The organism is Marivivens sp. ABH4_498, assembly GCF_056160585.1.
The window spans coordinates 1-26960 of sequence record NZ_JBSWXL010000003.1 but is presented as its reverse complement, the minus strand read 5'-3'; the positions used below and the strand labels follow the sequence as shown (position 1 = coordinate 26960).

Annotated in this window: 22 protein-coding genes, 1 tRNA gene and 1 riboswitch; of the genes, 13 read left to right on the top strand and 10 right to left on the bottom strand. The window is 54.7% G+C overall.

What is annotated here, in order from left to right; all coding sequences use genetic code 11:
- The first annotated feature begins 6 nt into the window (after window positions 1–6).
- Window positions 7–1221: a TCR/Tet family MFS transporter gene (locus ACXAGA_RS07405; protein ID WP_475116848.1), complete on the top strand. Its 1215-nt coding sequence runs from the start codon at window positions 7–9 to the stop codon at window positions 1219–1221.
- A 20-nt stretch (window positions 1222–1241) separates the two neighbouring features.
- Here ACXAGA_RS07405 and ettA read toward each other — a convergent pair whose 3' ends face one another.
- Together ettA and ACXAGA_RS07395 are read right to left on the bottom strand one after the other, a co-directional pair.
- A complete protein-coding gene (ettA, locus tag ACXAGA_RS07400; protein ID WP_086449617.1) occupies window positions 1242–2897 on the bottom strand; it encodes an energy-dependent translational throttle protein EttA in 1656 nt (551 codons plus the stop codon).
- A 65-nt stretch (window positions 2898–2962) separates the two neighbouring features.
- Window positions 2963–3475, bottom strand: coding sequence for a DUF2059 domain-containing protein (locus ACXAGA_RS07395; RefSeq protein ID WP_475116847.1), 513 nt, complete (start codon window positions 3473–3475; stop codon window positions 2963–2965).
- Between the two features lie 149 nt (window positions 3476–3624).
- Between ACXAGA_RS07395 and mgrA the strand changes: the two genes are divergently transcribed.
- The 3 genes from mgrA to dacB all read left to right on the top strand — a co-directional run bounded on the left by mgrA (window position 3625) and on the right by dacB (window position 6853).
- Entirely contained in the window at window positions 3625–4656 is a 1032-nt protein-coding gene (mgrA, locus tag ACXAGA_RS07390) for an L-glyceraldehyde 3-phosphate reductase (protein WP_475116846.1), read from the top strand.
- Window positions 4657–4765: 109 nt separating this feature from the next.
- Window positions 4766–5365 (top strand): nicotinate-nucleotide adenylyltransferase, encoded by a 600-nt coding sequence (locus tag ACXAGA_RS07385; RefSeq protein ID WP_475116845.1) that lies wholly within the window; start codon window positions 4766–4768, stop codon window positions 5363–5365.
- A gap of 3 nt (window positions 5366–5368) precedes the next feature.
- Window positions 5369–6853, top strand: a complete 1485-nt coding sequence (gene dacB / locus ACXAGA_RS07380) for a D-alanyl-D-alanine carboxypeptidase/D-alanyl-D-alanine endopeptidase (protein ID WP_475116844.1) — start codon at window positions 5369–5371, stop codon at window positions 6851–6853.
- Here dacB and ACXAGA_RS07375 read toward each other — a convergent pair.
- Complete coding sequence (locus ACXAGA_RS07375) at window positions 6850–7269, bottom strand: tellurite resistance TerB family protein (protein ID WP_475116843.1); 420 nt, start codon at window positions 7267–7269, stop codon at window positions 6850–6852. The two genes, dacB and ACXAGA_RS07375, sit on opposite strands and share 4 nt — an antisense overlap.
- Before the next feature lie 111 nt (window positions 7270–7380).
- Between ACXAGA_RS07375 and ACXAGA_RS07370 the strand changes: the two genes are divergently transcribed.
- The 6 genes from ACXAGA_RS07370 (at window position 7381) to nadC (ending at window position 15430) form a co-directional block, all read left to right on the top strand.
- A complete protein-coding gene (locus tag ACXAGA_RS07370) occupies window positions 7381–8961 on the top strand; it encodes a lysine--tRNA ligase (RefSeq protein ID WP_475116842.1) in 1581 nt (526 codons plus the stop codon).
- Between the two features lie 57 nt (window positions 8962–9018).
- On the top strand, window positions 9019–9417 hold the full coding sequence (locus ACXAGA_RS07365) for a DUF4864 domain-containing protein (RefSeq protein ID WP_475116841.1): 399 nt from the start codon (window positions 9019–9021) through the stop codon (window positions 9415–9417).
- A 109-nt stretch (window positions 9418–9526) separates the two neighbouring features.
- Window positions 9527–11815, top strand: a complete 2289-nt coding sequence (locus ACXAGA_RS07360) for a glycosyl hydrolase family 28-related protein (protein ID WP_475116840.1) — start codon at window positions 9527–9529, stop codon at window positions 11813–11815.
- A 143-nt stretch (window positions 11816–11958) separates the two neighbouring features.
- The gene (gene nadA, locus ACXAGA_RS07355; protein WP_475116839.1) at window positions 11959–13011 is read left to right on the top strand and encodes a quinolinate synthase NadA; all 1053 of its coding nucleotides are present in this window, start codon (window positions 11959–11961) and stop codon (window positions 13009–13011) included.
- A gap of 8 nt (window positions 13012–13019) precedes the next feature.
- Window positions 13020–14585 (top strand): L-aspartate oxidase, encoded by a 1566-nt coding sequence (locus ACXAGA_RS07350; RefSeq protein WP_475116838.1) that lies wholly within the window; start codon window positions 13020–13022, stop codon window positions 14583–14585.
- On the top strand, window positions 14582–15430 hold the full coding sequence (nadC, locus tag ACXAGA_RS07345) for a carboxylating nicotinate-nucleotide diphosphorylase (protein WP_475116837.1): 849 nt from the start codon (window positions 14582–14584) through the stop codon (window positions 15428–15430). The genes ACXAGA_RS07350 and nadC overlap by 4 nt, the downstream gene beginning before the upstream one ends.
- Before the next feature lie 9 nt (window positions 15431–15439).
- Here nadC and ACXAGA_RS07340 read toward each other — a convergent pair whose 3' ends face one another.
- Window positions 15440–16765 carry a mechanosensitive ion channel family protein gene (locus ACXAGA_RS07340; protein WP_475116836.1) on the bottom strand — a complete coding sequence of 442 codons (1326 nt, stop codon included), beginning with the start codon at window positions 16763–16765 and terminating at the stop codon, window positions 15440–15442.
- 104 nt (window positions 16766–16869) lie between these two features.
- Window positions 16870–17304, bottom strand: coding sequence for an acyl-CoA thioesterase (locus ACXAGA_RS07335; RefSeq protein WP_475116835.1), 435 nt, complete (start codon window positions 17302–17304; stop codon window positions 16870–16872).
- A 233-nt stretch (window positions 17305–17537) separates the two neighbouring features.
- Between ACXAGA_RS07335 and ACXAGA_RS07330 the strand changes: the two genes are divergently transcribed.
- Window positions 17538–20390, top strand: a complete 2853-nt coding sequence (locus ACXAGA_RS07330) for a cytochrome P450 (protein WP_475116834.1) — start codon at window positions 17538–17540, stop codon at window positions 20388–20390.
- Here ACXAGA_RS07330 and ACXAGA_RS07325 read toward each other — a convergent pair.
- Complete coding sequence (locus tag ACXAGA_RS07325; protein ID WP_475116833.1) at window positions 20387–21997, bottom strand: LuxR C-terminal-related transcriptional regulator; 1611 nt, start codon at window positions 21995–21997, stop codon at window positions 20387–20389. The genes ACXAGA_RS07330 and ACXAGA_RS07325 overlap by 4 nt on opposite strands.
- 99 nt (window positions 21998–22096) lie before the next feature.
- Window positions 22097–22636: a response regulator transcription factor gene (locus ACXAGA_RS07320; protein ID WP_475116832.1), complete on the bottom strand. Its 540-nt coding sequence runs from the start codon at window positions 22634–22636 to the stop codon at window positions 22097–22099.
- Between the two features lie 156 nt (window positions 22637–22792).
- Here ACXAGA_RS07320 and ACXAGA_RS07315 point away from each other — a divergent pair, with 156 nt between their 5' ends.
- Entirely contained in the window at window positions 22793–24319 is a 1527-nt protein-coding gene (locus ACXAGA_RS07315; RefSeq protein WP_475116831.1) for an alpha/beta fold hydrolase, read from the top strand.
- On the opposite strand, the gene ACXAGA_RS07310 is transcribed toward ACXAGA_RS07315, so the two are convergent.
- Together ACXAGA_RS07310 and ACXAGA_RS07305 are read right to left on the bottom strand one after the other, a co-directional pair.
- The gene (locus ACXAGA_RS07310; RefSeq protein WP_475116830.1) at window positions 24316–25374 is read right to left on the bottom strand and encodes a surface lipoprotein assembly modifier; all 1059 of its coding nucleotides are present in this window, start codon (window positions 25372–25374) and stop codon (window positions 24316–24318) included. The genes ACXAGA_RS07315 and ACXAGA_RS07310 overlap by 4 nt on opposite strands.
- Before the next feature lie 33 nt (window positions 25375–25407).
- Window positions 25408–25974: a hypothetical protein gene (locus ACXAGA_RS07305; protein WP_475116829.1), complete on the bottom strand. Its 567-nt coding sequence runs from the start codon at window positions 25972–25974 to the stop codon at window positions 25408–25410.
- Window positions 25975–26139: 165 nt separating this feature from the next.
- Window positions 26140–26268, top strand: a riboswitch (FMN riboswitch).
- Window positions 26269–26338: 70 nt separating this feature from the next.
- Between ACXAGA_RS07305 and ACXAGA_RS07300 the strand changes: the two genes are divergently transcribed.
- Window positions 26339–26776, top strand: a complete 438-nt coding sequence (locus ACXAGA_RS07300; protein ID WP_475116828.1) for a 6,7-dimethyl-8-ribityllumazine synthase — start codon at window positions 26339–26341, stop codon at window positions 26774–26776.
- 94 nt (window positions 26777–26870) lie between these two features.
- Here the strand turns inward: ACXAGA_RS07300 and ACXAGA_RS07295 are convergent.
- Window positions 26871–26947: transfer RNA gene (locus ACXAGA_RS07295), tRNA-Met, on the bottom strand.
- Window positions 26948–26960: the final 13 nt, after the last annotated feature.

The following is a 26960-nucleotide window of genomic DNA, read 5'->3' as shown; positions in this document are numbered from 1 at the left end:
TACCTAATGCGCCTACCCGTCGTTTTCATCCTGATCACCGTCCTGTTGGACGCGATGGGGATCGGGATCATCATGCCCGTCATGCCCGAACTGATCCAAGAGGTCAGCGGCCAAACCTTGGGCAACGCGGCGCTGTGGGGCGGCGTATTAACGGCCGTTTTTGCCGCCATGCAGTTCATTTTCGGCCCGTTGATCGGCAACCTATCCGACGCATTCGGCCGCCGCCCTGTTTTGCTGCTGGCGCTGTTTGTGATGATGCTGGACTATCTGCTGATGGCCGTTGCGGGCACGGTTTGGTTGCTGCTGATTGGCCGCGTGATAGGCGGGATTACAGCCGCGACCCATTCAACCGCAGGCGCCTATATGGCCGACATTTCCAAACCCGAAGAAAAGGCCGCGAACTTTGGCCTGATCGGCGCGGCATTTGGTTTGGGGTTTGTTGTCGGCCCGATGGTCGGCGGTTTGCTGGCAGACCTAGGAACACGCGCACCGTTTTATGCCGCCGCGGCCTTTGCCTGTGCGAATATGGCCTTTGGTTTCTTTATCCTGCCCGAAACGGTCAAACCGGAAAACCGCCGCCCGATATCGTTGAAAAACGCCAACCCTTTGGGATCGTTTTCCGCCATCGGACGGCTACCAAATATGGGGCGGATGCTGTCCATTCTGGGCCTGTTCGGCGTTGCCCACTACGTCTATCCTGCGATCTGGGCCTATTACGGCACGGCGCAGTTTGGGTGGGATCCACGGATGATTGGGATTTCGCTGGCCTGTTTCGGCGTATCGATGGCCGTTGTTCAGGCTGTGTTGGTCAAACCGATGCTGCGCATTTTGGGCGATAGAAACACGGTGCTGTTTGCATTCACCGTCGATATTTTCGCCATGTTCTGCGCGGTTTTCGTCAAAGAAAGCTGGCTGATCCTTGCCCTGACGCCCGTTATGGCGCTGGGATCGGTTTCCACCCCCGCGATCCAAGGCATCATGTCGCGCGCCGTGGCTGACAACCGTCAGGGCGAATTGCAGGGGGTCATGCAGTCGATTGGCGCTGTGGGCGCAGCGATTTCGCCGTTATTGATGACCGCGATTTTCTGGGCCTACACAGACGCCAATGGCATCTATCTGCCAGGCGCACCGTTCGTTTTGTCGGCTGGGCTGGTCGGCTTGTGCATTTTGCTATTTGCATGGCCCGCACTGGCCAACATCAAAGAAAAGGCCGCCCCCTAAGGGACGGCCCAACAGCCGGATTAGCGGCTGAATTTTTTGTGCTTGAGCCGCTTTGGTTCCAATGCGTCAGCACCCAAACGGCGCTTTTTGTCTTCTTCGTAGTCTTCAAAGTTACCTTGGAACCATTCGACGTGGGCTTCGCCTTCGAACGCCAGAATGTGGGTACAGATACGGTCAAGGAAGAAACGGTCGTGCGAAATGACCACGGCGCAGCCTGCGAATTCGGTCAGCGCGTCCTCTAGTGCACGCAAAGTTTCCACGTCCAAGTCGTTGGTAGGTTCGTCGAGAAGCAGAACGTTGCCGCCCGATTTCAACAGACGCGCCATGTGCACGCGGTTGCGTTCACCGCCCGACAGCAGGCCGACCTTTTTCTGTTGATCGCCACCTTTGAAGTTGAAGGACGAACAATAAGCGCGGCTGTTCACCTCGGCATCGCCCAGCTGGATCAGCTCGGCCCCGCCGGAAATTGCTTCCCAAACGGTGGCGTTGTCCTCTAGGTCGTCGCGCGACTGGTCAACGTAGGACAGCTGAACGGTATCGCCGTACACAACCGAACCTTCGTCAGGTTGTTCCTGACCGGTCAGCATTTTGAACAGGGTCGATTTACCAGCCCCGTTCGGACCGATCACGCCCACGATACCACCCGGAGGCAGATCGAACGACAGATCTTCGATCAACAGTTTGTCGCCCATCGCCTTTTTCAGGTTGGACACTTCGATAACTTTGCCGCCCAGACGTGGACCGTTTGGAATAACGATCTGCGCGCGGGTGATTTTTTCGCGCTCGGACTGTTCTGCCAGTTCGTTATAGGCGTTAATACGGGCCTTTTGTTTGGCCTGACGGGCTTTGGTGCCCTGACGCATCCATTCAAGTTCGCGTTCCAGCGTTTTCTGTTTGGATTTGTCTTCGCGGGCTTCTTGTTCCAGACGTTTGGCTTTCTGTTCCAGCCAGCTGGAATAGTTACCTTCGTATGGGATGCCCTGACCGCGGTCTAGCTCTAGAATCCAGCCGGTGATATCATCCAGGAAATAACGGTCGTGGGTGACGCAAAGGATCGTACCTTTGTAGTCGATCAAGTGCTGCTGCAGCCACGCGATGGTTTCCGCATCAAGGTGGTTGGTAGGTTCGTCAAGAAGCAGCATGTCTGGCGCTTCGAGTAGCAGTTTACACAATGCAACACGGCGACGTTCACCGCCCGACAGGGTCGAAACATCCGCGTCATCAGGTGGGCAGCGCAGAGCCTCCATCGATACGTCGACTTGGCTGTCCAGATCCCACAGGTTTTGGCTGTCGATTTCGTCTTGCAGCTGGGCCATTTCTTCGGCGGTTTCGTCCGAATAGTTCATCGCCAGTTCGTTATAGCGATCCAGAATGGCCTTTTTCGCAGCAACGCCCAGCATGACGTTTTCACGCACGGTCAGCGATTCATCCAGCTGTGGTTCCTGCGGCAGGTAACCAACATTCGCGCCTTCTGCGGCCCATGCCTCGCCTTGGAAATCTTTGTCCATGCCAGCCATGATTTTCAACAGCGACGATTTACCCGCACCGTTGACACCGACGACACCGATTTTCACACCGGGGAGGAAGTTAAGACGGATGTTCTCAAAAACCTTTTTACCGCCAGGGTAGGTCTTGGACACGCCGTCCATAAAATAGACGTACTGATAATTGGCCATGGGTCGATCCTTTGACAAAGTTGCGCCCTAGATAACGACCCACGACCAGATGAGCAATGCGGGGCTTACTGCTCTAACGCTCTGAGCAGGCCATCTGACTGGAATTCGATCAGATTTTCATCGCGGATACGGTCCGCCATCATTGGCCCCGCTTTCATGCCTGCGATCATCCCGACCTCGGCGCCTGCTTGGGCACCGCGCATCATCAATTCAGGCGTCCGTTCCACCATCGCCTGCCCGACGTCAGACGCATAAAACGTGGCAAGGCCAGCCAGCTCTTCTTCGGTAAACATATCCAGATAGATAGCTGCCGTTTCCGACTGCATTTCAGCGGTAAATGTATCGATCCAAACATCGACGAACAGGTCAAAGAACCGTTCGGGGTTCGTCAGATTGATGCCTTTTGACGACAAATCGTGCTGGATCGCGGACACCAGCATCGGACGTTGCGCCATCAATGCGCCTTCGAAATTGGCGCGGGTAGCGGTGACGCTGGCGATAAATTCGGCATCTGATTGTGCATCTGCATGCACAGCAGTTGCAGCCAAAGCAAAGATAGCAGGTAAGATAATACGCATTTTAGGATCCAATAGGTAAACGTAATGCAACCTATAGACGATCTTTTTCCGCGCTCCTAATCCTTTCATTTATGCATATGCGGGTTCGCTTTGACTTTGGGTATGTCACATGGTCCTGTGCTGGCGAAATCGTTTTAGAGGAGAGAGCGATGCGATACACACCAGCCGAAGACCGCTATTCGAAAATGGTCTACCGCCGCTGCGGCAATTCAGGCCTGAAACTGCCCGCCGTTTCCTTTGGCCTATGGCATAATTTCGGCCACGACACGCCGCATCAACTCAAACGGGACATGTGCCGAACGGCGTTCGATCTGGGCATCACGCATTTTGATTTGGCCAACAACTATGGCCCGCCCGCAGGGTCCGCCGAAGAGGCCTTTGGCGATATCCTGAAAACCGATTTCGCCGGATATCGGGACGAGCTGATCATTTCGTCCAAGGCCGGATATCACATGTGGGACGGCCCTTATGGCGAATGGGGCAGCCGCAAATATTTGATTTCGTCCTGTGATCAGTCTCTGAAACGCATGGGGCTGGATTACGTCGATATTTTCTACTCCCACCGTTTCGATCCCGACACCCCGTTAGAGGAAACCATGGGCGCGCTGGAACACATCTGGCGGTCGGGCAAGGCGCTATATATCGGGATTTCGTCCTATAATTCCCAACGCACCCGCGAAGCCGCCAATATCCTGAAATCCATGGGCGTGCCGCTGTTGATCCACCAGCCCAGCTACAACATGCTGAACCGCTGGGTGGAAACGGATGGTTTGTTAGACACGTTGGACGATCTGGGCGTCGGATCGATCGCCTTTACCCCGCTGGCCCAAGGTATGCTGACGAAAAAATACCTAAACGGCGTGCCTGCCGACAGCCGTGCGGCCCAAGACAAATCGTTGGACCAGGGCATGCTGACCGAACAGGCCATCGGCAACATCCGCAAACTGAACGACATCGCGGAATCGCGCGGGCAGACGTTAGCGCAGATGGCGATTGCATGGGTTCTGCGCGGCGAACGCGTGACCACAGCGCTGATCGGCGCGTCCAAACCGTCTCAGATCGTGGATTGCGCGGGCGCTGTTGCGAATTTAGAATTCACCGATGCAGAACTGGCCGAAATCGACAAATACGCAGACGAAGAACAGATCAACCTGTGGGCTCAATCGGCTGAAATTGATTGACCGTATCGGCGCGCGTCATAGATGCGCGCCGTCACTATTTTAGCAATAATTACGCGGGCTAGCGCTATCGCGGCTTTACTTTTACCGTTTCTCAGGCTTGAAAACCGCGATGGAGCACGTTTTTCCAACAGTGAAACGCGGTCAGGTGATCGGGCTATTGGGTGGGTCGTTTGACCCCGCCCACGAAGGTCATGCCCATATCACGCGCACAGCGCTGAACCGTTTTGGGCTGGACCGCGTGTGGTGGCTGGTATCCCCTGGCAATCCGCTAAAGGAACGCGGCCCCGCCCCGATGCAGGATCGCATCCGCCACGCGCAACGCGTGATGAACGATCCGCGCGTCATTATCACTGGCATCGAAGAACGGTTAGGCACCCGTTACACGGCGGAAACCATTGCAGCCCTGCAAAAACGTTATCGCGGGACGCGGTTCGTTTGGATCATGGGCGCTGACAATTTGGCACAGTTCCATCGCTGGCAAGATTGGCAAACCATTATGCGCAGCGTGCCAATCGGCGTTGTGGCGCGACCGGGCCATTCGACATCGGCCAAAACATCCAAAGCCACTCAGGTTTTTAACACGTCACAACTATTGCCCCGCGAATCCAGAGCATTGGGCCGTAGCGACGCGCCAAAATGGTGCTATGTTAACCTTCCTATGTCGGATGCATCATCAACAGCCATCCGCGCCAGAGGAGACTGGGGTTAAACGATGACAAACTGGACCAGACGCTCTGCCATTGCTGGATTGATCAGCACAACAGCGGCGCCGGTTCTGGCAAATGCGCCATTGGTGTCGCCCCCGCCATCTGCGCGGCCCGCAGGTTTTCCGCCGCCGCCACGACCGCGCGCCCGTCCGACACTGCGCGATATTATCGCCTCAGCAGGGCTAAGCGGCATAGCAAGCGTCATTGTCACCGATCTGCAAACCGGCAGCATCATTGAACGCAGCTACGCCAGCGCCCAATTGCCCCCTGCGAGCGTCGCCAAAGCCATCACCGCACTATACGCGGGCGAAGTTTTGGGCCCATTTCACCAGTTTCAAACGCGCCTGTTTGCCACAGGTCCGATCCAACAGGGGCGGCTGCAGGGGGATTTGATCCTTGCGGGTGGCGGCGATCCGACGCTGGACACCGACAATTTGGCCGATTTGGCCCAGTCGCTGTCGGATTTGGGGCTGACCCATGTCGATGGTGATTTTCAGATTTGGGACGGCGCTCTGCCCTACGTCAATGAAATCGACGAATCCCAGATGGACCACTTTGGGTATAATCCGTCCGTTTCTGGCCTGAACCTGAATTTTAACCGCGTGCATTTCGAATGGGCCCGCACGTCAGGCAATTATCTGGTCACAATGGACGCCCGTTCGTCGCTATATCGGCCCGATGTTGATGTTGCGCGCATGCGGATCGTTGATCGTGATCTGCCTGTCTATACCTACGCAGATGCGGGCCATTACGATGATTGGACCGTGGCCAGATCGGCATTGGGCAACAATGGATCGCGTTGGTTACCAGTGCGCAAGCCCGGGCTATATGCGGGCGAGGTTTTTCATACGTTCGCCGCGTCCAAGGGCATTCATATGCCGCGCCCCACCGAACGCAGCACCCCGCCAGTCGGCACTGTGATTGCGACCCACAACAGCGGCGACGCGCAAAACATCATCACTGACTGCCTGAAATTTTCGACAAACCTAACCGCCGAAGTTTTGGGCCTGTCAGCATCGGCCCAATTGGCATCCCACCCCGAAAGCATGCAGCATTCCGCCCAGCGCATGAACCAATGGATCGCGGAGCGCACGGGCGTAACGATTGATCTGCACGATCATTCGGGCCTATCCGACCAATCGCGCGTCGCCCCGTATCAAATGGTCAAAATGCTAGGCGCGGCTGGCGTTCCGCAACGCATTGGGCCGTGGCTAAAATCCATTGCCTTGCTAGATGACCAACGCAATCCGATCGAGACGGATATTTCGGTACGCGCGAAAACTGGCACGTTAAATTTTGTGTCTACGTTGGCCGGCTATATTCAAACGACGACCCAAAGGCCGCTTGCCTTTGCGATATTCTGTGCTGATTTGGACAAACGCGATGCTGCCAAAGCCAGTCAGGACGATATCCCAACCGGCGCAGCCGCATGGAACAGCCGCGCCAAAGCGTTACAGCAAAATCTGCTGAAACGCTGGGGACGTTTCTAAAGCGGCATATGACGCGCACGCGCGCCACGTTCGATTGCAGCTGCATGCAGTCGATCAATATTCAATTCGTGACGAATTTCTTCTAGCATCCGCGCCTCAGCGCCTTCGATGCGGCCATCGGCGGCAGCAACGTCACAGGCAATCGCATAGGCCGTTTCGAACATACGTTCGGGCAATGCGTCGCGCACCAAACCGAACAACGCATCCAATCCGTCCTCTTGTTCGAATAGGTCAAACACAATTTCGGACACGCGCGGCAGGTGTTCTTCTTTGAATTCGGCGAACACCGGCAAATGGTTGATCATGTTATTGATCCGAACCAACTCGGCTGTGCGGATTTCGGAATCGCTTGCGGATACGGCAATCGCCAAGGCAACCAGCGAATCTTCGGCACTCAGGTAAGGATCTTCGATCATGGTCGGCTCCAATAGTTACACCCTAACATTTATTGACCTAAGCGCCCTGTCGCAATAGGGAGGGCGCTTGAAGCCTGACATGGGGTTGGGCGTGGAATCATAGGTAGAACAATGACCGAAGTGCGCGATGCAGCGATGGAGAGTAAGGCTTGGCCGTTTGAAGAAGCGCGCGCCCTGCTGAAACGCTATTCGAAAGCCGCGCCCGAAAAGGGATATGTTCTGTTTGAGACGGGCTATGGCCCATCAGGCCTGCCGCATATCGGCACCTTTGGCGAAGTGTTGCGCACAACGATGATCCGCAACGCATTCCACCAGATTTCCGACATCCCGACCCGCCTGATTTGTTTTTCGGACGATCTGGACGGCATGCGCAAAGTGCCGACCAACGTGCCAAATCAGGAAATGCTGGTCGAACACGAACAAAAACCGCTGACGTCGGTGCCTGATCCGTTCGGCGAATTCGAATCCTTTGGCCACCACAACAACGCAATGCTGCGTCGTTTTCTGGATACCTTTGGGTTTGATTACGAATTCTATTCGGCAACCGAATTCTATGGGTCGGGCCAGTTTGACGAAGTGCTGAAACGCGCCGTCGATAAATACGACGACATCATGAAAGTGATGCTAAAATCCCTGCGCGAAGAGCGTCAGTCGACCTATTCGATTTTCCTGCCGATTCACCCTGAAACGGGCCGTGTTCTGTACGTGCCGATGAAATCGGTGAACCGCGACGATTATACCATCACCTTTGACGACGAAGACGGCAAAGAATGGACCCTGCCCGTCACCGGCGGCAATGTGAAATTGCAGTGGAAACCAGACTTTGGCGCACGTTGGGCGGCCTTGGGCGTGGACTTTGAAATGTATGGCAAAGACCACAGCACCAACACCAACATCTATGACCGCATTTCGGAAATCCTGGGCGCGAAAAAACCGAACCACATGGTTTACGAGCTGTTCCTGGATGCGAACGGCGAAAAGATTTCGAAATCCAAAGGCAACGGTATTTCGATCGACGAATGGCTGACCTATGCGTCGACGGAATCGCTGTCGTATTTCATGTTCTTGAAACCCAAGACCGCAAAACGCCTGCATTTTGATGTGATTCCAAAGATGATGGATGAATATCACCAGCAGCTGCGCGCCTATGCGACCCAAGACCTAAAAGGTCAGTTGGCGAACCCTGTTTACCACATCCACAACGGTGACGTGCCTGAATCGAAACTGGTTGTGCCTTTCTCGATGCTGCTGAACCTTGCGTCTGTTTCGGGTGCCGAAGACAAAGCCGCGATGTGGGGATTCATCCAACGCTACGCGCCGGACGCGTCGCCAGAAACCCACGCTGATCTGGATCAGGCCGCTGGTTTCGCGGTGAAATACTATCAGGATTTCGTCAAACCAACCAAAGTGTTCCGTGCGCCAACCGATCAGGAACGCGCCGCAATGGAAGATATGGTTGCCCGCCTAAAGGCATGGGATGGCGGTCTGGATGCAGAAGAGCTGCAATCGATGGTATTCGCCGTCGGCAAAGACCACGCATTCGAAAACCTGCGCGACTGGTTCAAAGCCCTGTACGAGGTTCTGCTGGGCGCGTCCCAAGGCCCACGTTTCGGCGGTTTCATCGCGCTATACGGCATCGAAGAATCGATCGCCCTGATCCAAGACGGTCTGGACGGCAAACTGGGCAATTAAGCCCAAAGTCATCCATTTTCGAAAAACCGACGTATCCTTTGTCATGGAGGGTACGTCATGAAGACACCAATCGCACTGATTTTAGGCCTCGCCGCCCTGCCTGTCGCGGCACAGGACACCAGCATTATTGCTGATATTATCGACGAACAGATGCAAGCCTTTGAGGCGCGGGATATCGACCGCGCCTTTTCTTTTGCCAGCCCATCGCTGCAGCGGATGTTCGGTTCGGCTGAAACATTCGGCCATATGGTCGAACACGGGTATTCCACCGTTTGGAACAACACGTCCGTTAGCTATCTGGGACTGCGACAAGAACGCGGTCAATGGGTTCAGCGGGTGATGATCCAAGATGCAGAAGGCGCCGTTGTCCTGTTTGATTACTACATGATCGAAAATGGCGACAGCTGGCGGATTGATGCGGTAACGCCTGTCGACGTGCCTGCAGGAATGGCCTGACGCAACACCCGCCGTCACGGTGGGCCCAGCGCCTGTTTACCTCGCCCTGCTAACCCTTTTTCCCGAAGCGCGGCCATGTCTGGCCAGCGACGCAAGAAAAGGGGTTACCATGAACAAGGCAATTACCGATGGTCTGCAACTGATGCCACCAGCGTTTGCGGATGGTTTGGATGTGTGGTCCAGCGGCGACGGAACCGCAGGATCGGATACCTACGCAGGATCGGGCGACGGCGTCTATGTATCCGCAGACCAGAATTTCGCGGGCTGCATCGAAATTCTATCAACCGCTGCGCTACAAAAGCTGCGCTATATGGGGCAAACGACCATCCTGCCGGGTTGCTATTTACGTGTGACCGCGCGGGTCAAGGCGATCTCTGGTCCATTGCCGCAAATCCGCATTGCAGGCTGGGCTGGGGGTGCGGGCGATCTGCATGTAGACGGTTTGACGGAAACCGGCCCAGAATCAATCATCCCAACCTACGGCGAAGTCGTCGAAGTATCCGCCATTGTCGGCACGGGTGCGCGCACGGGCGTTGATATGGTCTGGTCCGATGCGATCTATGGGCATTTCGGCATCGACATCATCAGCGGCGCCGGCGGCGTCATTCGCGTCGACGACATAGAAATCGAAGACGTCACATCCGTTTTTTTACGCGACATGATGGGCGTTGTTGATGTGCGCGATTACGGCGCGAAAGGCGACGGTATGACCGACGATTCCGCCGCATTCGAAGCAGCCGATGCCGACGCCAACGGCCGCGAAGTTCTGGTATCCGCAGGCACCTATTATCTGGGCGAACACGTCACAATCGAAAACCAAATCCGTTTCGAAGGCACAATCACGATGCCTGACAGCAAACGGATTCTTTTGCAGAAAAACTATGACTTTGCGACCTATGCCGATGCCTTTGGCAACGAAGAGATCGCATTCAAAAAGGCATTTCAGGCTCTTTTGAACAATTCGGGCCATGAATCCCTGGACCTATGCGGCCGCCGCATCCAACTTTCGGCGCCCATTGATATGCAAGCCGCCGAAGGCAGTAAGACCAGCTATGCCACCCGCCGCGTCATCCGAAACGGTCAATTCGAAGCGGTAGAAAACGCGGCATGGGACACCGTTACGGTGACATCCCAAGCGACCTATGCTGCGGATAACCCGCGCACGCTGACAGGGGTTGCGAATGTGGCAAATATCGCCGTCGGGTCGTTGGTCAGCGGCAATGGCGTAGGCCGAGAAATCTATGTCAAAGCCGTCAATGTGGCGGCGCAGACCGTCACGATCAACAAACCTTTGTATGACGCCGAAGGTACGCAAATATTTACCTTTGACCGTTTTCAATACCTGCTGGATTTCTCGGGCTTTGAATCCCTGTCGAATTTCATCATCGACGACGTGGAACTAAACGGCCAAGGCCGCGCCAGCTGTATCATGCTGGCAAAGGACGGATCGATTTTTCATGTCCGCGACTGTTTCATCAACAAACCTGCAAACCGTGGTTTGACCTCGATTGGTGGGGCATGTCAGGGCCTGACGATTGACCGTTGCCAATTCCTTTCGAATGAAATGTCGCTGCCCGTGGCGGACCGCATCACGATCGGTTTCAACGCGAATATGAACGACGTCAAAATTCGCGACTGCCGCGTCGTGCGTTTCAAACATTTCTGCACCTTGGCTGGCACAGGCAACCTGATTACGGGCAACCATTGGTTCCATGGCGACGGAGAGGATTTGGGCGTACGCAAAGGCGGCATCATCTTTACCTCGCCCAACTGCAAATCGATCATTACCGGCAACTACATCGATAACAACTTTATCGAAATGACCAACGAACATGACGCAACGCCCGCTTTGGGTCAGCAGTATTCGTTTGGCGGCCTAACGATCACGGGTAACATTTTCACGGCCAATAACGTGGCCAGCTGGTTCAATTTCATCGTTATCAAACCGTTTGGGACCGGTCATTTCGTGCATGGGCTTTCGGTCACTGGCAACACGTTCCGAACCCTGAACGGCAACATTCAAAGAGTCGAAACAGTCGACACCACCTTTGCCGATTTGGACTATAGCCGCATGCGTAATGTCCTGTTTTACGGCAACACCTATAACGGCGTGACCGAAGAAACGGTGAATCCTGCTATGATTGAACACAGTCAATCCACAGCGTCGCGCACGTGGGTCATTGAAACCGCACCGACGCTGCCCTTTGGCGGTCGCGCGCGTGTTGTCGAAGCCATCCAAAACGAAGGTTCGATCACCAATAGTTCGAATTCGGTCGATTATTCAACGCCTTGGGTCGAACCATCGTATGGAACCGACATGACAAAGCTGGCTTTGAATTGGCAAAATGCCGTCAAAGGCACGGTTTGGGCACGCGTTCGCATGGATAAACCTTTGTAATTTTCGCAAAAATTTTTCCCGACAGGTAAAATTTCCTGTCGGGAAAATATGTATTTTTTGTATCAGAAACGCATGTTGGGCTGGGTTTTCCGTACAATAGCCATTATCTGATGGGCAAACGGTAACCATCGGAGACCAGCCCGTTGCTAGATCTTACGCATGTTCGCACGATTTTGTCAGAGCATTACGACTTGGCCCCATCGCAAGAGTTGGCCGACTCGATGCAGGACATCTATGAAAAAATGGACCGTGTGGTTACCCCATACGATTTCGTCATGTATGCGCCCTACATCAAGGCCATCAATGAACTGAAAAAGACACGCAATGCGGTCATTCTGGGGCATAACTACATGACCCCCGAAATTTTCCACGGCGTGTCTGATTTCGTTGGCGACAGCCTTCAGCTGGCCCAAAAAGCGACCGAGGTCGAGGCAGATGTGATCGTTCAAGCGGGCGTTCATTTCATGGCCGAAACGTCCAAAATCCTTAGCCCCGATAAAATCGTGTTGATGCCCGACATGGAAGCCGGATGTTCGCTGGCCGAAAGCATCACCGCTGACGGCATCGAAGAAATGCGCGCCAAATATCCGGGCGCACCGGTTGTGTCCTATGTGAACACCACCGCCGAGGTGAAAGCCGCATCCGACATCTGCTGTACGTCGTCGAACGCCGCGCAAATCGTTGCCGCGATGGAAAGCGACACGGTCATCATGACCCCAGACCAATATCTGGCGCAGAACGTTGCGAACGATGTTCCGCAGAAAAACGTCGTTTACTGGCCTGGATCGTGCATCGTGCACGAACAATACACCGCCGAAGATTTGAACGAATTCCGCAAATACAATCCGGAAACCAAAATCATCGCGCACCCTGAATGCCCGCCTTCGGTTGTCGAGGCATCGGATTTCTCGGGCTCGACCAGCGGTATTCTGAAATACGTTCACGACAATAAACCCAAACAGGCGATGTTGGTCACGGAATGTTCGATGGCATCGAACATCGCGGACGAACTGCCAGAGGTCGAATTCTTGGGCCCATGCAACATGTGCCCTTACATGAAAAAGATCACTCTGGAAAAAATCCTATACGCCCTGCACACCATGGAAGGTCAGGTCGAGGTTGATCCAGTGGTATCCGAAAAGGCCCGCAGATCGGTCGAAGCAATGATCGATCTATCGCGCAAATTGGGAATCTAACCCCCTAAATGAAAACTGTTCATACTGACCGCATCGTCATTGTTGGCGCTGGCTTGGGTGCGCTTTATGCGGCGCTGAAACTGGCGCCAAAGCCCGTTTTGATGATTTCGCCCGAAATTCTGGGCGAAGGCGCCAGTTCGGCTTGGGCGCAGGGCGGCGTTGCGGCAGCCATGGACAAAAGCGATAGCCCCGCCAACCACGCCGAAGATACGGTAAGGGCGGGCGCGGGCACGGTCGACGCGGATGTGGCCGATTTGGTCACCCGCGAAGCGCGCGAATACATTCTGGACCTGACGTCGATGGGTACGCCCTTTGACCGTTCGGAAACAGGCGACTACGTGCTGTCGCGCGAAGCCGCGCACAGCTTTGCCCGCGTGGTGCGCGTACAGGGCGATCAGGCAGGTGCACAGATTATGGCGGCCCTGATCGAACAGGTGCGCAGCTGCCCGTCGATCCAAGTGCTAGAGGGCGTCATGGCCACGGCCATCGACGTTGAAAACGGGCGCGTGACAGGCGTTGCCATCCAAGAGGCCGACGAGGCGCGATCCGCCCCACTGATGCTGCGCGGATCGGCTGTTTTGCTGGCAGGCGGCGGATCGGGCGGGCTATTTGCCGTGACCACCAACCCGCCGCGCATTCGTGGTCAGGTGATTGGCATGGCGGCCCGCGCAGGTGCATTGATCGCGGATGCCGAATTCGTGCAATTCCACCCCACAGCCATGGACGTCGGCGAAGACCCCGCCCCATTGGCGACCGAGGCGTTGCGCGGCGAAGGCGCGACCCTGATCGACAAAGACGGCAAACGGTTCATGCTGGACGTCCATCCAGATGCAGAATTGGCCCCGCGTGATATCGTTGCCCGCGCGATTTTTTCGCAATGGAAAGACGGCAATCGCCCGTGCCTAGATACACGCGCGGCCTTGGGCGAAAAGGTCAAAACCCAATTCCCTGCGGTGGCCACGGCCTGCGCACGCAATGGCATTGACCCTGCGGTTGACCCTATTCCTGTGGCTCCGGCTGCGCATTACCACATGGGCGGCATCGCAACAGACACTGATGGCCGCGCATCGCTGGACGGCCTGTGGGTCTGCGGCGAAGCATCTTCAACGGGCCTGCACGGCGCGAACCGTCTGGCGTCGAATGGCCTGCTAGAGGCATTGGTCTACGCCCGCATTTGCGCCGAAGGCATCGCTGCAGCCGTTGAAACCGTCTCCGCGCCCGAAGTCGACATCGCATTCGAACCGCACGGCATCCCGCCGAACCCGACCGCAGTGAAAACGCTGCGTGACACGATGACGGCGCATGTTGGCGTTGTCCGCAATCAGGCGGGTCTGGAAACAGCGCTGCGCACCATAGACCAATTGGAACGCGACCACGGCGACAGCCCTTCGTTCCTGAACATGTGCGCGACGGCGACGCTGATCGCGGCCTCTGCCCTGCTGCGCAAAGAAAGCCGCGGCGCGCATGAACGGTCTGATTACCCCGATACACTCGACGGTCCTGGTGAACGTTCCCGCATGTTCCTGTCCGCCGCCATCGCGATCCGCGAAAAAATCTGCGAGGAAACCCAATGAGCTTTGCCACGGTCCCCGACCTGATCCTAGAACCGATGATCCGCAACGCCCTGCTAGAGGATCTGGGCAGCTATGGCGACGTGACCACCCGCGCCGTGATCCCAGCAGGCACCACCTATGACGCAGCGATCAACGCCCGCGCCGATGCGATTGTGTCGGGCATGCAGGTCGCCGAAATCACGTTCCGTCTGGTTGACCCAACTCTAGAGGTGATCACCCACATCCGCGATGGCGAGCCATGCAAAAAAGGCGACCGCCTGATGACGATCCGCGGGTCTGCCGCATCGATCCTGTCGGGCGAACGTGTGGCGCTGAACTATGCGGGCCGTTTGACGGGCATCGCCACCATGACCGCCAGCTTTGTCGCCGAAACCAAAGGCACAAACGCACGCGTCACCTGCACCCGCAAAACCACGCCGAACATGCGTCTGGTTGAAAAACTGGCCGTTCTGCACGGCGGGGGGTTCAACCACCGTTATTCGTTGTCCGACGCGATCCTGATCAAAGATAACCACATCGCAGCCGCAGGCGGCGTGCGTCAGGTGCTAGAGGCGACCAAAGCCCACGCATCGCACATGATGGCCGTCGAAATCGAAGTCGACCGTCTGGACCAACTGGCCGAAGTGCTAGAGGTCGGCGGCGCAAGCGTTGTGTTGCTGGACAACATGGATAACGACATGCTGCGCGAAGCCGTAAAAATGGTGAACGGCGCCATGAAAACCGAAGCCAGCGGCAACGTGAAACTGGATCGCATTGCCTCTATTTCTGCCACGGGCGTAGATTACATTTCCTCTGGCGCTTTGACGCATTCGGCCAAAACGGTCGATCTGGGTCTGGATTTTTGATGCAGGGCCTTAGCCCTGCAACGATCCACCTTTGATTTCGACAACACGGTGCGGGTACGGAATTTCGATACCCGCATCCTTTAACGCATTCCAAATCGCGAAATTGACGTGTGACGTGTATTTGTGACGTCCGTCATCGATCCCGTTCACCCAGAATTCCACATTGAAATCGATCCCGCTGTCGCCGAAACCGACCAGTTCGCAATCGGGGCCTTCGGGTTTGTCCAGAACGAAATCCAGTTTTGCCACAGCCGCATTGATGATGTCCGGCACCTTGTTGATATCCGTGTCATAGGACACTGAAAACGGGGCTTCGTACCGGTTGGCGGACCCGCTGTCGGAATAGTTGATCACGCGGGTGGTGATGAAATGTTCGTTCGGCACCACGATCCATTTGCCGTCATAGGTTTCCAAAATCGCCGCCCGAGCGGTCATTTTGACGATCGTGCCCGCTTCGCCACCGTCCAGTTCGACATAATCGCCGACGGTCGCCTGCCCCTCTAGCAGCAGGATAATGCCCGAAATGAAATTCGATGCGATCTGCTGCAAACCAAACCCGATACCAACACCGATGGCACCGCCCAAAACGGCCAGGGTGCTAAGGTTGATGCCCATGATGTTCATCAACAAAATGAACGCGAGGCCAAAGATCGCGACCTCTGCCGCTTTGGTCGCCAATTCGCGGGTGGCTGGGCGCAATTCCTCTTGTTTGCCGATGTAGTTGCGCGACTGGCCGGTGGACCATTGCCCCAGCCAGAACAACAGCGATCCCGCGATTACGCCGCGAATAACGGTGATCAGGGAAAACTGGATATTGCCCACGCCCACGGTCGTTTCGGTCAGTTTGACGATGGCAGGATCCAGAACGCCCAGCGCATACAGAACCGCGACAGGCATCAGGACGTATTTGCCCAGCATCCGCAGGAACGGGTCCTTTAACACATGTTTGGTTAGCGCCTGCGCGGCCAAAACCAGAAACACGCGTTTGCCGAATGCGATCACAGCGCCGGACCCGAACGCGGCGCGGGTGACGCTTTCGCCAATCCCAGTAAAGGCATAGGCCAACAACGGCAGGATCAAAGGCAGGAAAGACGCCGCCAAACGGCGCAATTCAGCGATCAGGCCTTTTGCGCCCTCTTTGGGTTGTAGGAAATTGTTGATCTTTGGCGTGATTTTTTTCGCGGTATAGCGGGCCAAAAGATAGGCCAGAACCAGCAACACAAACTGCGACCATGCTGCTGGACTAAGCAACCATGATTTCGCCAAATCAACGCCCTGCTGACCATAGTCCAGCGCCGTCAGAACAAACGGCGGCAACTCTTCGCGATTCAACATACCAAAATCCCCGATGTTTTCGGGGCAATATCACGCATCCTGAATTGACGGAACAATGCCCATAGGCAGCAAAGCGGTGTTAATTCAGACCTGAGGCGACAAGATCACGTTCCGAGAAAAATTTCGCGCGGATTGCCATCGTCGTCCAAAGCGACGAACACAAAATCCGCATCGGTGACTTTGGCGCCTTCTTTGGCGAAACGGGACCGTGCCCAAACATCAACGTGGATACGCATCGACGTGCGCCCCACCGTTTTCAATGTGGCGTATAGCGTGACTTCGTCGCCGACCTTAACAGGGCGCAGGAATTGCATCGCCTCGACCGCGACAGTGGCGCCGCGGCCTTGGGACACGCGGCCCGCCATATTGCCGGCGGCCAAATCCATTTGCGACATCAGCCAACCGCCGAAAATATCACCTGCCGGGTTTGTATCGGCGGGCATTGCGATGGTGCGGATGACCAGCACACCGTCGTCCTGTTGGCGCCCATGCGACGCACGTTCGATGCCGCGCGCTAAATTGTCAGTGTGATCCGTCATTGCATTGCCCCGTCGCAGATTGTCCCGACGGGTGGTTATCACCGAACGCAATCGTGACAAAGCCAATTAGCCATCAATCGATCCAAGTCCGCTTTTTTCACCGTTTTCACCCAAATGGGTGAAGGCCGATTTGCTAATATGATTGATCGGTTTCCAGCGTCGGGCAAATATTTAACCAGTTGGGCAATTATTGGTCTGCCCAATGGTTCAGTTGCTTGGTTGGGGTTAGTGAGTTGGCGTTTTCTTTAGCACAGTTGGTTGATCGGTACCCTTACGTCGTCCATCAGGCGATCAAAATCCCATTTGTGCACAAGCAACTGAACCGAAATATCATTGGGCGGTACACCAGCTATGCGCCCGAACGTCCGCGGAAGTTTTCGCTGAAATCAAATTATACATCGTGGTCTTCGTTAACGGACCGCAGTTACACAGGCAGGCAGCTGCCCGAAGATGTAAACCTGCGGCCAAAACCAGACATCAAAGACGTCGCCGAATTATGGCGCCGCACCGAAGGCAAAGAGGTCCCATCAGTCGATACCAGCGTGTTGTTCGCGTTTTTCGCGCAGTGGTTCACCGACAGTTTTCTGCGCACGAACACAGATGATACCCGCAAAAACAATTCCAATCATGAAATTGATTTTTGCCAGCTATACGGCCAAACCCAGCAGCAAACCGCCATCCTGCGGTCGAAATCGGGCGGCAAACTGCGGTACACACTGCACAACGGCGAAATGTATCCGCCCTATTTGTTCGACCCCGACAAAACGACCAAAGACAATTGGGTGTTCGCCAATCCCGAATTTGAAAAACTACATGATCGTGCGGTTTTGGCCCGCAACCTCGCGCATTTTTCCGAAGACCGCATAAAATACGTATACGCGACCGGGTTGGAACACGGGAACAACCAGATCGGCTATACAATGCTGAGCGTGATTTTCCTGCGCGAACATAACCGTATTTGTGATGAACTGGCTGCGGCTTATCCTGATTGGGACGATGATCGACTGTTCGCAACGGCGCGGATGATCATGATTGTCCTGCTGTTGAACATCGTTTTACGCGAATACGTGGCCCAAGTCGGCGTTGTGAAATTCCCGTTTCAAGCCGAACTGGGCTGGGCCGAAAAACAGCCATGGTATCGGGGCAACTGGATCAATCTGGAATTCACCCTGCTGTACCGTTGGCATTCGATGGTCCCGGACCATCTAGAAATCGCAGGGCGCAAACTGACCCATATGGATTATCGGGCCAACCCAAAGCTGATTCAGGAATTGGGTATCGACACGATCATCACCGCCGCGTCACAACAAAAGGCGGGCAAGATCGGTCTGGGCAACACACACCATATGTTCCTAGACCCGATGCCCGCAAACAGCAACAATCCGTCGGTTCAGGAACTGTCCCTAAAAATGGGACGTGATGCGAAACTGCGGTCTCTGAACGACTATCGCGAATTGTTCAGGCTGCCGCGGATCCGTGATTTCAACGAATTGGTTGACGATCCGGTTTTGGCGAACCGCCTGCGCGAACTGTATAAACACCCCGATGACATCGAATGGCTGACTGGCATTTTTGCTGAAAAACACGATGACGGTATGATGCTTGGGGAACTGATGCTGCGCATGGTTGCCTATGATGCCTTTACCCACGCGCTGACCAATCCTTTGTTGTCGAAAAACATCTATGGCCCCGACACATTCAGCCCCGTTGGCATGGATATCATCAATTCCACGACCAGTTTCCGCCAGATCGCCGCGCGCAATTCCAACAAACCAAACGCCGTTGTCTGTAGTTTTCAGGCGATCAAACAGGTCCCCGGTCCACAAAAACTGGCGCCACTGCGCAGAATTGTCGAAACCGTCGATATGGCGGCGATCGGCGGCTGGACCAAATATCACAACACCCGCAAAAACCGTTATGGGTCCACCGTATTCCGTGCCCACGCGTTCAAATCTGGCGTTGTCATCATGGACGCCAAAGGATGCGAGGTATTTACGAACTGGGACGGCCGTCTGGCCAAAACCGCCAGCTTTGGCGCGATCACGGTCCCGCGTGAATTGACGGGCCGCGTGAAACCATCGGTTTTCGACAACACCTACAAACACAACAAATACAAAGCGCTGTACCGAAAAATCTTGCTCATGCGGCGGGGCGATTTCCAATCAACGTTTAAATCTGTCCTGAACCGCCACGCGGATACATGGGCGGCTCGCGGCTCTGTCGATTTCACCGATGACATCGAACGGTTCGCGATGGAGTTCCTGTTTGAATGGTATTTCGGTGTTAAAATCGACACAGATGACATGCGCGCGCTGTATAACCACATCTTTTCGCATCAGCCGCGCATCTTGGCCCGCCTTAACCCGTGGTCGAAACTAAAGTCGTCAAAGCGCACTTTGGACGGCGTGTTGTCTATGATTATCGATAGCGACAAATTCCGCGAATACAGCGCCATGGCCGCCCAAGACCGTCTGCACGACACCCATGAACTCGCGCAGCAACTGCTGTTTTTGGTCGGGATGAATAATTACCTTGGGATTCAATCGTTGTTGAAATCCGTTGTCGGGGAATTGTCCAACAACCCCGACTACGCGGCCGATCTGCGCACGCGTTTGGCGGAAACGGATAATGCGCTGGATCTGCTGCAACCGCTGATCAAAGAAACCTTGCGCCTGCACCCGCCCGTTTTCTTTATCTTTGGCGTCGCGCAAAAAGATTTCACCCTGCAATCCAAATCGGGCAACTTTGAAATCCGCAAAGGCGAACACCTGACCGGCGCAATCCCGTTCGTACAATTGGACGAAGAAGCCTACGACAAACCCCATGAATTCAACCCGAACCGCGCATTCCACGATCCGCATTTGATCTGGTCCCATTCCGAACATTCCGCATCCGTTACGCCACATGACCACGGGTGCCCAGGCAAAGATGTAGCAGCCTATATCGGTGCGATGTTTGCGCAGACCATGCTGGAAAACTATGATTGGACGCTGGCGAAACCTGCGGAATGGAGCACACGGAAATATTCGCTGAATGTGGCGGCTCCGATCGGGAAAATGTCTGCGACGATCAAACCACGCGGTTAAAGTTCGGCCAATATCTGATCAGCCAATGATGCGACATCGCGGTGGGACCGACGAAATTTTTTAGGGATGACAACAAACCGCGCATCTATGGTGGCCGCGAAATCCCGCACGAATTGAGCCTGCACAAACGGAAAATCCGCATGCTGCATCAGGATCGTTTTCGGACGGATCAGATCATCGCGCCGCGCCTGCGCCCAATCCACTGACAAATATGTGCAATCAGCGGCCGATCCTGTCCCCTTGCCCGCAAGGATATCGTCCAGATTTGGCTTTAGATATTCCCGAAAATACGACCCCGCGTCGTCCAAACGGGCGGGATCGACGTCATTATCCGCCATCGCCAACAATTGTTTGGCGGTTTTAACGCGCGCCGCCTGAGCAATCACAAAATTGGTTAAAACGCGCAACGTTTGCGGGGCATAGTGGCTGGCCAACGCCCCCACACGGTACATGCCGGATTGGTATTGCAAGGCGTCTTTGCGCGACAAAACGGGCGGATAGACATTCAACCCAAAGGCCAGCCGCGCCCGATTTGGTCGCAAAATACCCAAAGTATACGCCAGCGCCATGCCGGTCCCCATTCCAAATGGGATAAATTCATCAACACCTTCGGCGTCCAGAACAGCCAGATAATCCGCGCAATGGCTATCGATCAGGCGGCGACCCTCTAGCCCGACCGCATCAGAGGTCGCATAGCCGGCGCGGTTCAACACGATCACTTTCATTTTGCGGGCGCGAAACACAGCGTCCGTGTCAAAAGGTAAATAGCTGCCGCCTGAAAAATCGTTGCACCAGACGACCGTATGTCCGTCAGGATCACCATAAACACGGTAGCCCAATTTGCGCCCCGCATCTCGCATGATCATGCGCAGTTGCCCACGCGGCACGGCCTGATCTTCTTCGGCTGAACTATGGGCCTGAATGCTATCGACAACGCGTTGGATATCCTGCTGGCGGTTCACCGACATTTTCTGCGCCAACGATTTGACCTGTGATCGAATGGTTTCGCGCGATTTTCCCAATTGGTCCGCGATATCGTTCACCGCCTCGCCTGTGACCAACAACCGCAAAACGGTCATTTCAGAGGCCGAGATTAAAAAGCTGTCCATCAGGATTTGTTCGACCGACGTGCTCAGCTCTGTTCCCGTATCAACAAGGATGACTTCGTTCATGTCGGTCTTACGGACCAGATAAATCTGCGGCTCTGTTCGGTTGGTCGTCACGCGGATCAATGTCTCCGCACCCAAAGCGCATTTTTTCAACCAGGTTTTCATGCGCGTTAAATCAGATGAAAAAATGTTCTGTTCAAAGGTTTCCCAATCAAGACCGCCTTCGTCAACGACGGGCCGCCCATCGACGGTCAACACGAATATTGGGGGCTTTGACAAACGGCGCTCCACCCCCAACTGGGCAAGGTGTAAATGTGTCAGCCGATCCCACAGCGGCTGAGACTGCGCTTCGATGCTTTGCAAACCATCGGGGGTTGCGTGATAGATCAACCACGCTTCCATCGTTGACAGAAAACGGCCAAAATGGGTCGGATCAATCGCACATTGATACAACGACAAAAGCGCCGAATTCACGTCACTGGATGGTTCGGTGGCCATAAAAAGCCCTATAACTTTGGTTTAGTCAGCCAATCTTATGCAAGGATCGGGGTTGTGTGAACCAATTTAAGGAAGAATCACATCACCCACCATACCCGCCTAAGTAAGCAATCCCAATCGGGTCGCAATCATCACCGCCTCGATCGTGGTGCGTGCGTTTAATTTGCGCCGCAGATTAGCCGCATGAAAATCAACTGTTGCGACAGATATGCCCAATTCATGAGAAATGCGGTCGCGCCTGTACCCTTTGGACGACAGCCGCAGCAGGTCCAGTTCGCGGTTGGACAAATGTGGAATTGCGGGCGGGGCATCGTTCAGAAACAGAATAACCGCCACCAAACCGCCAGACACCGGCAAAGTGTTGACCTGCAACACAGCACCGTCGCCACATGCGACATCATACGACACTGGGCGCCCATTCGCTGCAGCGTTCCTAGCACTGAAAAATTGTTCGCTGGGCATAATGTTCAGTTGGTTTTCCTGCCTCGAGACACAGTTGATCTGATGTTCGATATGCCCAAATGCGCTGTTCGAACTATGAACACAGCCCGACGCATCAATCAACGCCAGCCCAGCCCGATCCAAATCCGGCGATAGCGCAGAGGCCCGTTCAATCTGTTTCGCTGGCGATAATAACATGGCTGCGTGCTCAAATACCGTTCCCGCCCAAATTGCAGGCTATGACACGCTGTTTCGCCCCCCAAATGGGGGTCATGATGAGAAAAACCAGCATAAAAACTAGATAATCTGGGGTTAACGTGTAGCCTGAACGCATAACCGTTTGGGAACGTACCGATGAAAGACTCGCCCAATTCCAGATCAAAACTATCGCAAACCGTGCACAGCGCCCTGCCCGATTTATCGGTTGAACAGTTTGTCGATACCGCGACCGAGGTCGATAACTCGGCTTTCGAACGGTTCGTTTTTCGCGCATTCGCGCAATGCAGTTTTCCCATCGCGTTATTTGATCAGAACAACAATTTAACCTACGCGCGTGATTTGGATCCGATTTTTCCAGACAAATTATGCGATATCGGCGCGACGGCGAACGGATGTGCCTTTGCCGTGAAAAACAATACGCTGTTTTTTATTTATGATCGCATTGAACGCTGGCCCGATGCCCCCAAAGGCACCAAATTTTTCGCGCTGCACCTAGATGCCGAACGTCTATCGTCTATTGCGTCAGATACGGCGCAAAACGCGGCGCTGACGAACAGTGAATACATTTTGCTCGCCCATCTATTACAAGGCGACGACCTGCGCACGGCCGCTGAATCTGTGGGGGCCAGCTATGATACAAAGCGAAAACAGATCCAAAAGGTAATGGATAAACTGGGGCTGCATTCGCAGTCTGCCATGTTGAAATCAATTGCGATGGATGTCGCCGCGCGGATTTTGGATGAACTGTTTGCCCAACCCCAACGCGATGCCGAAATTGCTTTGGCCAAAAAACACTATGGCCGCGATATTATCATAAACCGCATCACGATTGGCGACGGCGTCGAAATACCAGTCTGGGATTTCGGAGCCCGATCGGGCCGCCCCATTTTGTATTTCCATAGCCTTCTTGCGCCGGTCATTTTTTCGGACGATTTTGCGCTGCGACTAAAACAATCCAATCTGCGTCTGCTTATGGTGCCGCGCCATTTTTTGGGTTTTGGCGAAATAGCGTCCCCCGATATAAGGCAGTCACGTTTGATCGCTCAGCTGGCCGAAACCGTCAGCTATCTGTCGGATGACCCACTGATGGTTATGGGGGATAGTGCGGGCTGCGCTTGGGCGGTGCGGTTTGCACGGGCACATACCGAACTGGTGTCACATCTGTACCTTGCAGCGACGCCGCAATCCGGAAATGCGTGGAAACGCTCGACCCTGTTTAGCGAAGTCTCTACCCGCGTCAGACAAAACGAACGGGTAATCACTGGGCTGACGCGGTTGTACAATTTAATCGCCCGTGTTCCGACTTTGGCGAAACCCGCGCTGGGGCATATGTACAGGCAGTCAGATCATGATCGCGAAACGATCAAAGCCGCGTTCGATACGGGCAATTTGCATCAATGGCTGAAACTGATCGCGAACCAAGCCGTGCATGCATCTATGGACGAATTGATCAACCTACAGCGCGATTGGGTGTCTGATTTGAAAAACCTGAACGTGCCCGTGACCTTTATGCATGGCACCACCGACCCAATCTGCCCCATAGATGAAATCAAAGAGCTATGCACCGACATCCCGCAAGCCACATTGGCGGAATTTGATGATGCCGGTCATTTTGTCGTCAGCCAGAAATTCAACCAGATCATTTCACAGCTTGCCGCCTAAAACCGATAGTCGAAACCGATTTGGCAATCGACATAGTCCGTTTCATATAGCGCAATATTCGACCCGTGGCGCGTATAGCTGCAGCCGAACGTTGGTGTAGCCCCCAGAATTTCGATCCGATCATCGGACAAAGACAGCCCGATCTTCGCGATATCGTCGCGCCTTGGGTAATCAACACCGCTAAAATCGTCATCATATCGACGCGCTGTGACTGATGCCGTAATCTCGGCCCGCAGATTGTCGGTCATAGCGGTCCGATAACCTGCCCGAACACCTGCGCCCCAATATCTTTGATAGCTTAGATCAGGCACAGACCGTTCGACAGATAGTCCCCAACTATATCGATCCACATCATTGCGCTGCGCCCACACCGCCCCGCCATAGATATACGGCCCATCCAAATTGTCTTTGTTCAAATAATCGCGATGTTCCGCGCGGATTGTGACGGTTCGATCCACCTTAGCCCGATGCACCCAAACACCCCGAACGCCTAACGTATCGCGATCCGATCCCGCATCGCCAAATCGCGCGCTATTGAAATGCAGACCAAAACGCCAATCGTCATCCGCCGCATAAATCCGATAGTCGGCGTTAATTGCGGCATCCCAATGGCTAATGTCAGCGTCTTGATACGCTGTACGAGACAGATCCCCCGACACAGAAATCACGCGACCACGATCTATAGCCCACCGATAGGCCACTGCCCCGGACACCTGCAGACCCACACTGGCCTGACTGTCGCCCCCGTTTTCAATTTCAAAATCACCAGAGGATGTTTCGAAAACGCGCGATGACGCCGCGCGGTTTGCGTTAGAGCTTGGCCTGAGTGCAAAGCCACCCGTGACCCGCCAAGGGTGGCGTTTTATCGCCTTGGTCAATGCGTCCAGATAAATATCAGCCTGACCTGTTTCGCGTGTCAGATACAGTAAATAGGCTTCGGCTCTGCGCGACTGGCCCGATTGCAACATCTGTTCGGCCCGCGCCAACCGTTCATAGGTTACGATCTGCGCCGATCCCGCCACAGACCATAACAGATACAGGCACAGCGCTACCACACATCGTAACCCCTGTGCCTGTACCATCACTCGTTACTCGGTCGCGATAAATCCGCCTTCGTGGTATTCGCCGTCAATCGTGCCGGATACGTCGCCCTGAACCGCGACATCGCCAGCGTTGTCGTAGAACGTGCCGTTCATGGTCATATCAATCACGTGATCGGTGTCGTCCGACAGAGTGCCGTCCAAATCTGCGCTCATACCGCCATTCCCGACCGAACCGGCAACGGTCAGTGTCCCCGATAGCGCGCCATCTTCAATCGCCGACCCATCGCTTTCGCTATACAGATCAAAGCTCGTCGCGCTGCCCGATGCGGTGCCGCCATCAAAATCCGCGGTCAGGCTCAGGTCGCCGACGGCCTGCATGTTTTCAGATTCCCCGATGTCGGAAACAACCACAACGCCCGTCATCGTCGCGCTACCTGTCAACAACGCCGCGGATGCTGTTTCCAAATCGCCGTCATCAATGGCGTTATATAGGGTCTCTAGCGATGCATACTCCGCAGGAATGGCTGCTCCGCCGTCTTCATCTGTGCCCATACAAGCCGACAACGACATGGCGGCAACACCTGCACATAGGGCAAATCGTAATTTGTTCATAATAAAAGTCCGTCCAATCAGCGCCCCCCAACTCGGGCATAGGCAATTGTCGGATTTCACCCCCATCAGAACAAGCTATAGAAAACCCTAGGCCAACCTGACGCAACGACCGATTAACACGTCGCTTTGGGTGCTTGTGATCACCTATCAAGTGGGGCATATGTTCTATGTTCTCAGGGCGGGGCGAAATTCCCCACCGGCGGTCAAAGCCCGCGAGCGCCCATTTTTGTGGGGTCAGCAGATCCGGTGAAATTCCGGGGCCGACGGTTACAGTCCGGATGAAAGAGAACCAGACGGCGTCCCTATCAGGGGCGACGATTGGGCTACGCCTTGGGACCATTTTGAAACGTATAGGAATGGTTCCATGACTAAAAAACTGAATATCGCCTTTGTGAAAGCCCGCTGGCATGCGGACATCGTCGATCAATCCTTGGTCGGGTTTGAAAAAGGTATGGCCGACGCAGGCCAAGATGTAGACATCAAAACATACGACGTCCCAGGCGCATTCGAAATGCCGCTGTTGGCTAAAAAACTGGGCCAAAGTGGCCAGTTTGATGCCATCGTCTGCGCGGCCCTAGTGGTTGATGGCGGGATCTATCGTCACGATTTCGTTGCCGCAGCGGTCGTTGATGGCCTAATGCAAGCGCAGCTGGATACAGGAGTGCCGACTTATTCCGTATCCCTGACCCCACATCATTTCCAACCAACGGCCGAACACATCGGATTTTATACCGAACACTTCGTCAAAAAAGGCGAAGAGGCTGCAAACGCAGTGCGCATGGTTGCGGCGCTGGATATTTAAACACATGTGGCAGGTCAAATAGACCTGCCAATTACGCCACGCCCGAACAAATTGCGGGGTCGCACGTGCATTAGTAATTGTGAATGTAGGTATTTGGTTGCGGGGGTAGGATTTGAACCTACGACCTTCAGGTTATGAGCCTGACGAGCTACCGGGCTGCTCCACCCCGCGATGGTTGTGCGGT

Bases quoted from the DNA above. Each gene is read 5' to 3' on its own strand.
- ACXAGA_RS07405 (WP_475116848.1), top strand. From the start codon at position 7: ATGCGCCTACCCGTCGTTTTCATCCTGATCACCGTCCTGTTGGACGCG.
- ettA (WP_086449617.1), bottom strand. From the start codon at position 2,897: ATGGCCAATTATCAGTACGTCTATTTTATGGACGGCGTGTCCAAGACC.
- ACXAGA_RS07395 (WP_475116847.1), bottom strand. From the start codon at position 3,475: ATGCGTATTATCTTACCTGCTATCTTTGCTTTGGCTGCAACTGCTGTG.
- mgrA (WP_475116846.1), top strand. From the start codon at position 3,625: ATGCGATACACACCAGCCGAAGACCGCTATTCGAAAATGGTCTACCGC.
- ACXAGA_RS07385 (WP_475116845.1), top strand. From the start codon at position 4,766: ATGGAGCACGTTTTTCCAACAGTGAAACGCGGTCAGGTGATCGGGCTA.
- dacB (WP_475116844.1), top strand. From the start codon at position 5,369: ATGACAAACTGGACCAGACGCTCTGCCATTGCTGGATTGATCAGCACA.
- ACXAGA_RS07375 (WP_475116843.1), bottom strand. From the start codon at position 7,269: ATGATCGAAGATCCTTACCTGAGTGCCGAAGATTCGCTGGTTGCCTTG.
- ACXAGA_RS07370 (WP_475116842.1), top strand. From the start codon at position 7,381: ATGACCGAAGTGCGCGATGCAGCGATGGAGAGTAAGGCTTGGCCGTTT.
- ACXAGA_RS07365 (WP_475116841.1), top strand. From the start codon at position 9,019: ATGAAGACACCAATCGCACTGATTTTAGGCCTCGCCGCCCTGCCTGTC.
- ACXAGA_RS07360 (WP_475116840.1), top strand. From the start codon at position 9,527: ATGAACAAGGCAATTACCGATGGTCTGCAACTGATGCCACCAGCGTTT.
- ACXAGA_RS07350 (WP_475116838.1), top strand. From the start codon at position 13,020: ATGAAAACTGTTCATACTGACCGCATCGTCATTGTTGGCGCTGGCTTG.
- nadC (WP_475116837.1), top strand. From the start codon at position 14,582: ATGAGCTTTGCCACGGTCCCCGACCTGATCCTAGAACCGATGATCCGC.
- ACXAGA_RS07340 (WP_475116836.1), bottom strand. From the start codon at position 16,765: ATGTTGAATCGCGAAGAGTTGCCGCCGTTTGTTCTGACGGCGCTGGAC.
- ACXAGA_RS07335 (WP_475116835.1), bottom strand. From the start codon at position 17,304: ATGACGGATCACACTGACAATTTAGCGCGCGGCATCGAACGTGCGTCG.
- ACXAGA_RS07325 (WP_475116833.1), bottom strand. From the start codon at position 21,997: ATGGCCACCGAACCATCCAGTGACGTGAATTCGGCGCTTTTGTCGTTG.
- ACXAGA_RS07320 (WP_475116832.1), bottom strand. From the start codon at position 22,636: ATGTTATTATCGCCAGCGAAACAGATTGAACGGGCCTCTGCGCTATCG.
- ACXAGA_RS07315 (WP_475116831.1), top strand. From the start codon at position 22,793: ATGAAAGACTCGCCCAATTCCAGATCAAAACTATCGCAAACCGTGCAC.
- ACXAGA_RS07305 (WP_475116829.1), bottom strand. From the start codon at position 25,974: ATGAACAAATTACGATTTGCCCTATGTGCAGGTGTTGCCGCCATGTCG.
- ACXAGA_RS07300 (WP_475116828.1), top strand. From the start codon at position 26,339: ATGACTAAAAAACTGAATATCGCCTTTGTGAAAGCCCGCTGGCATGCG.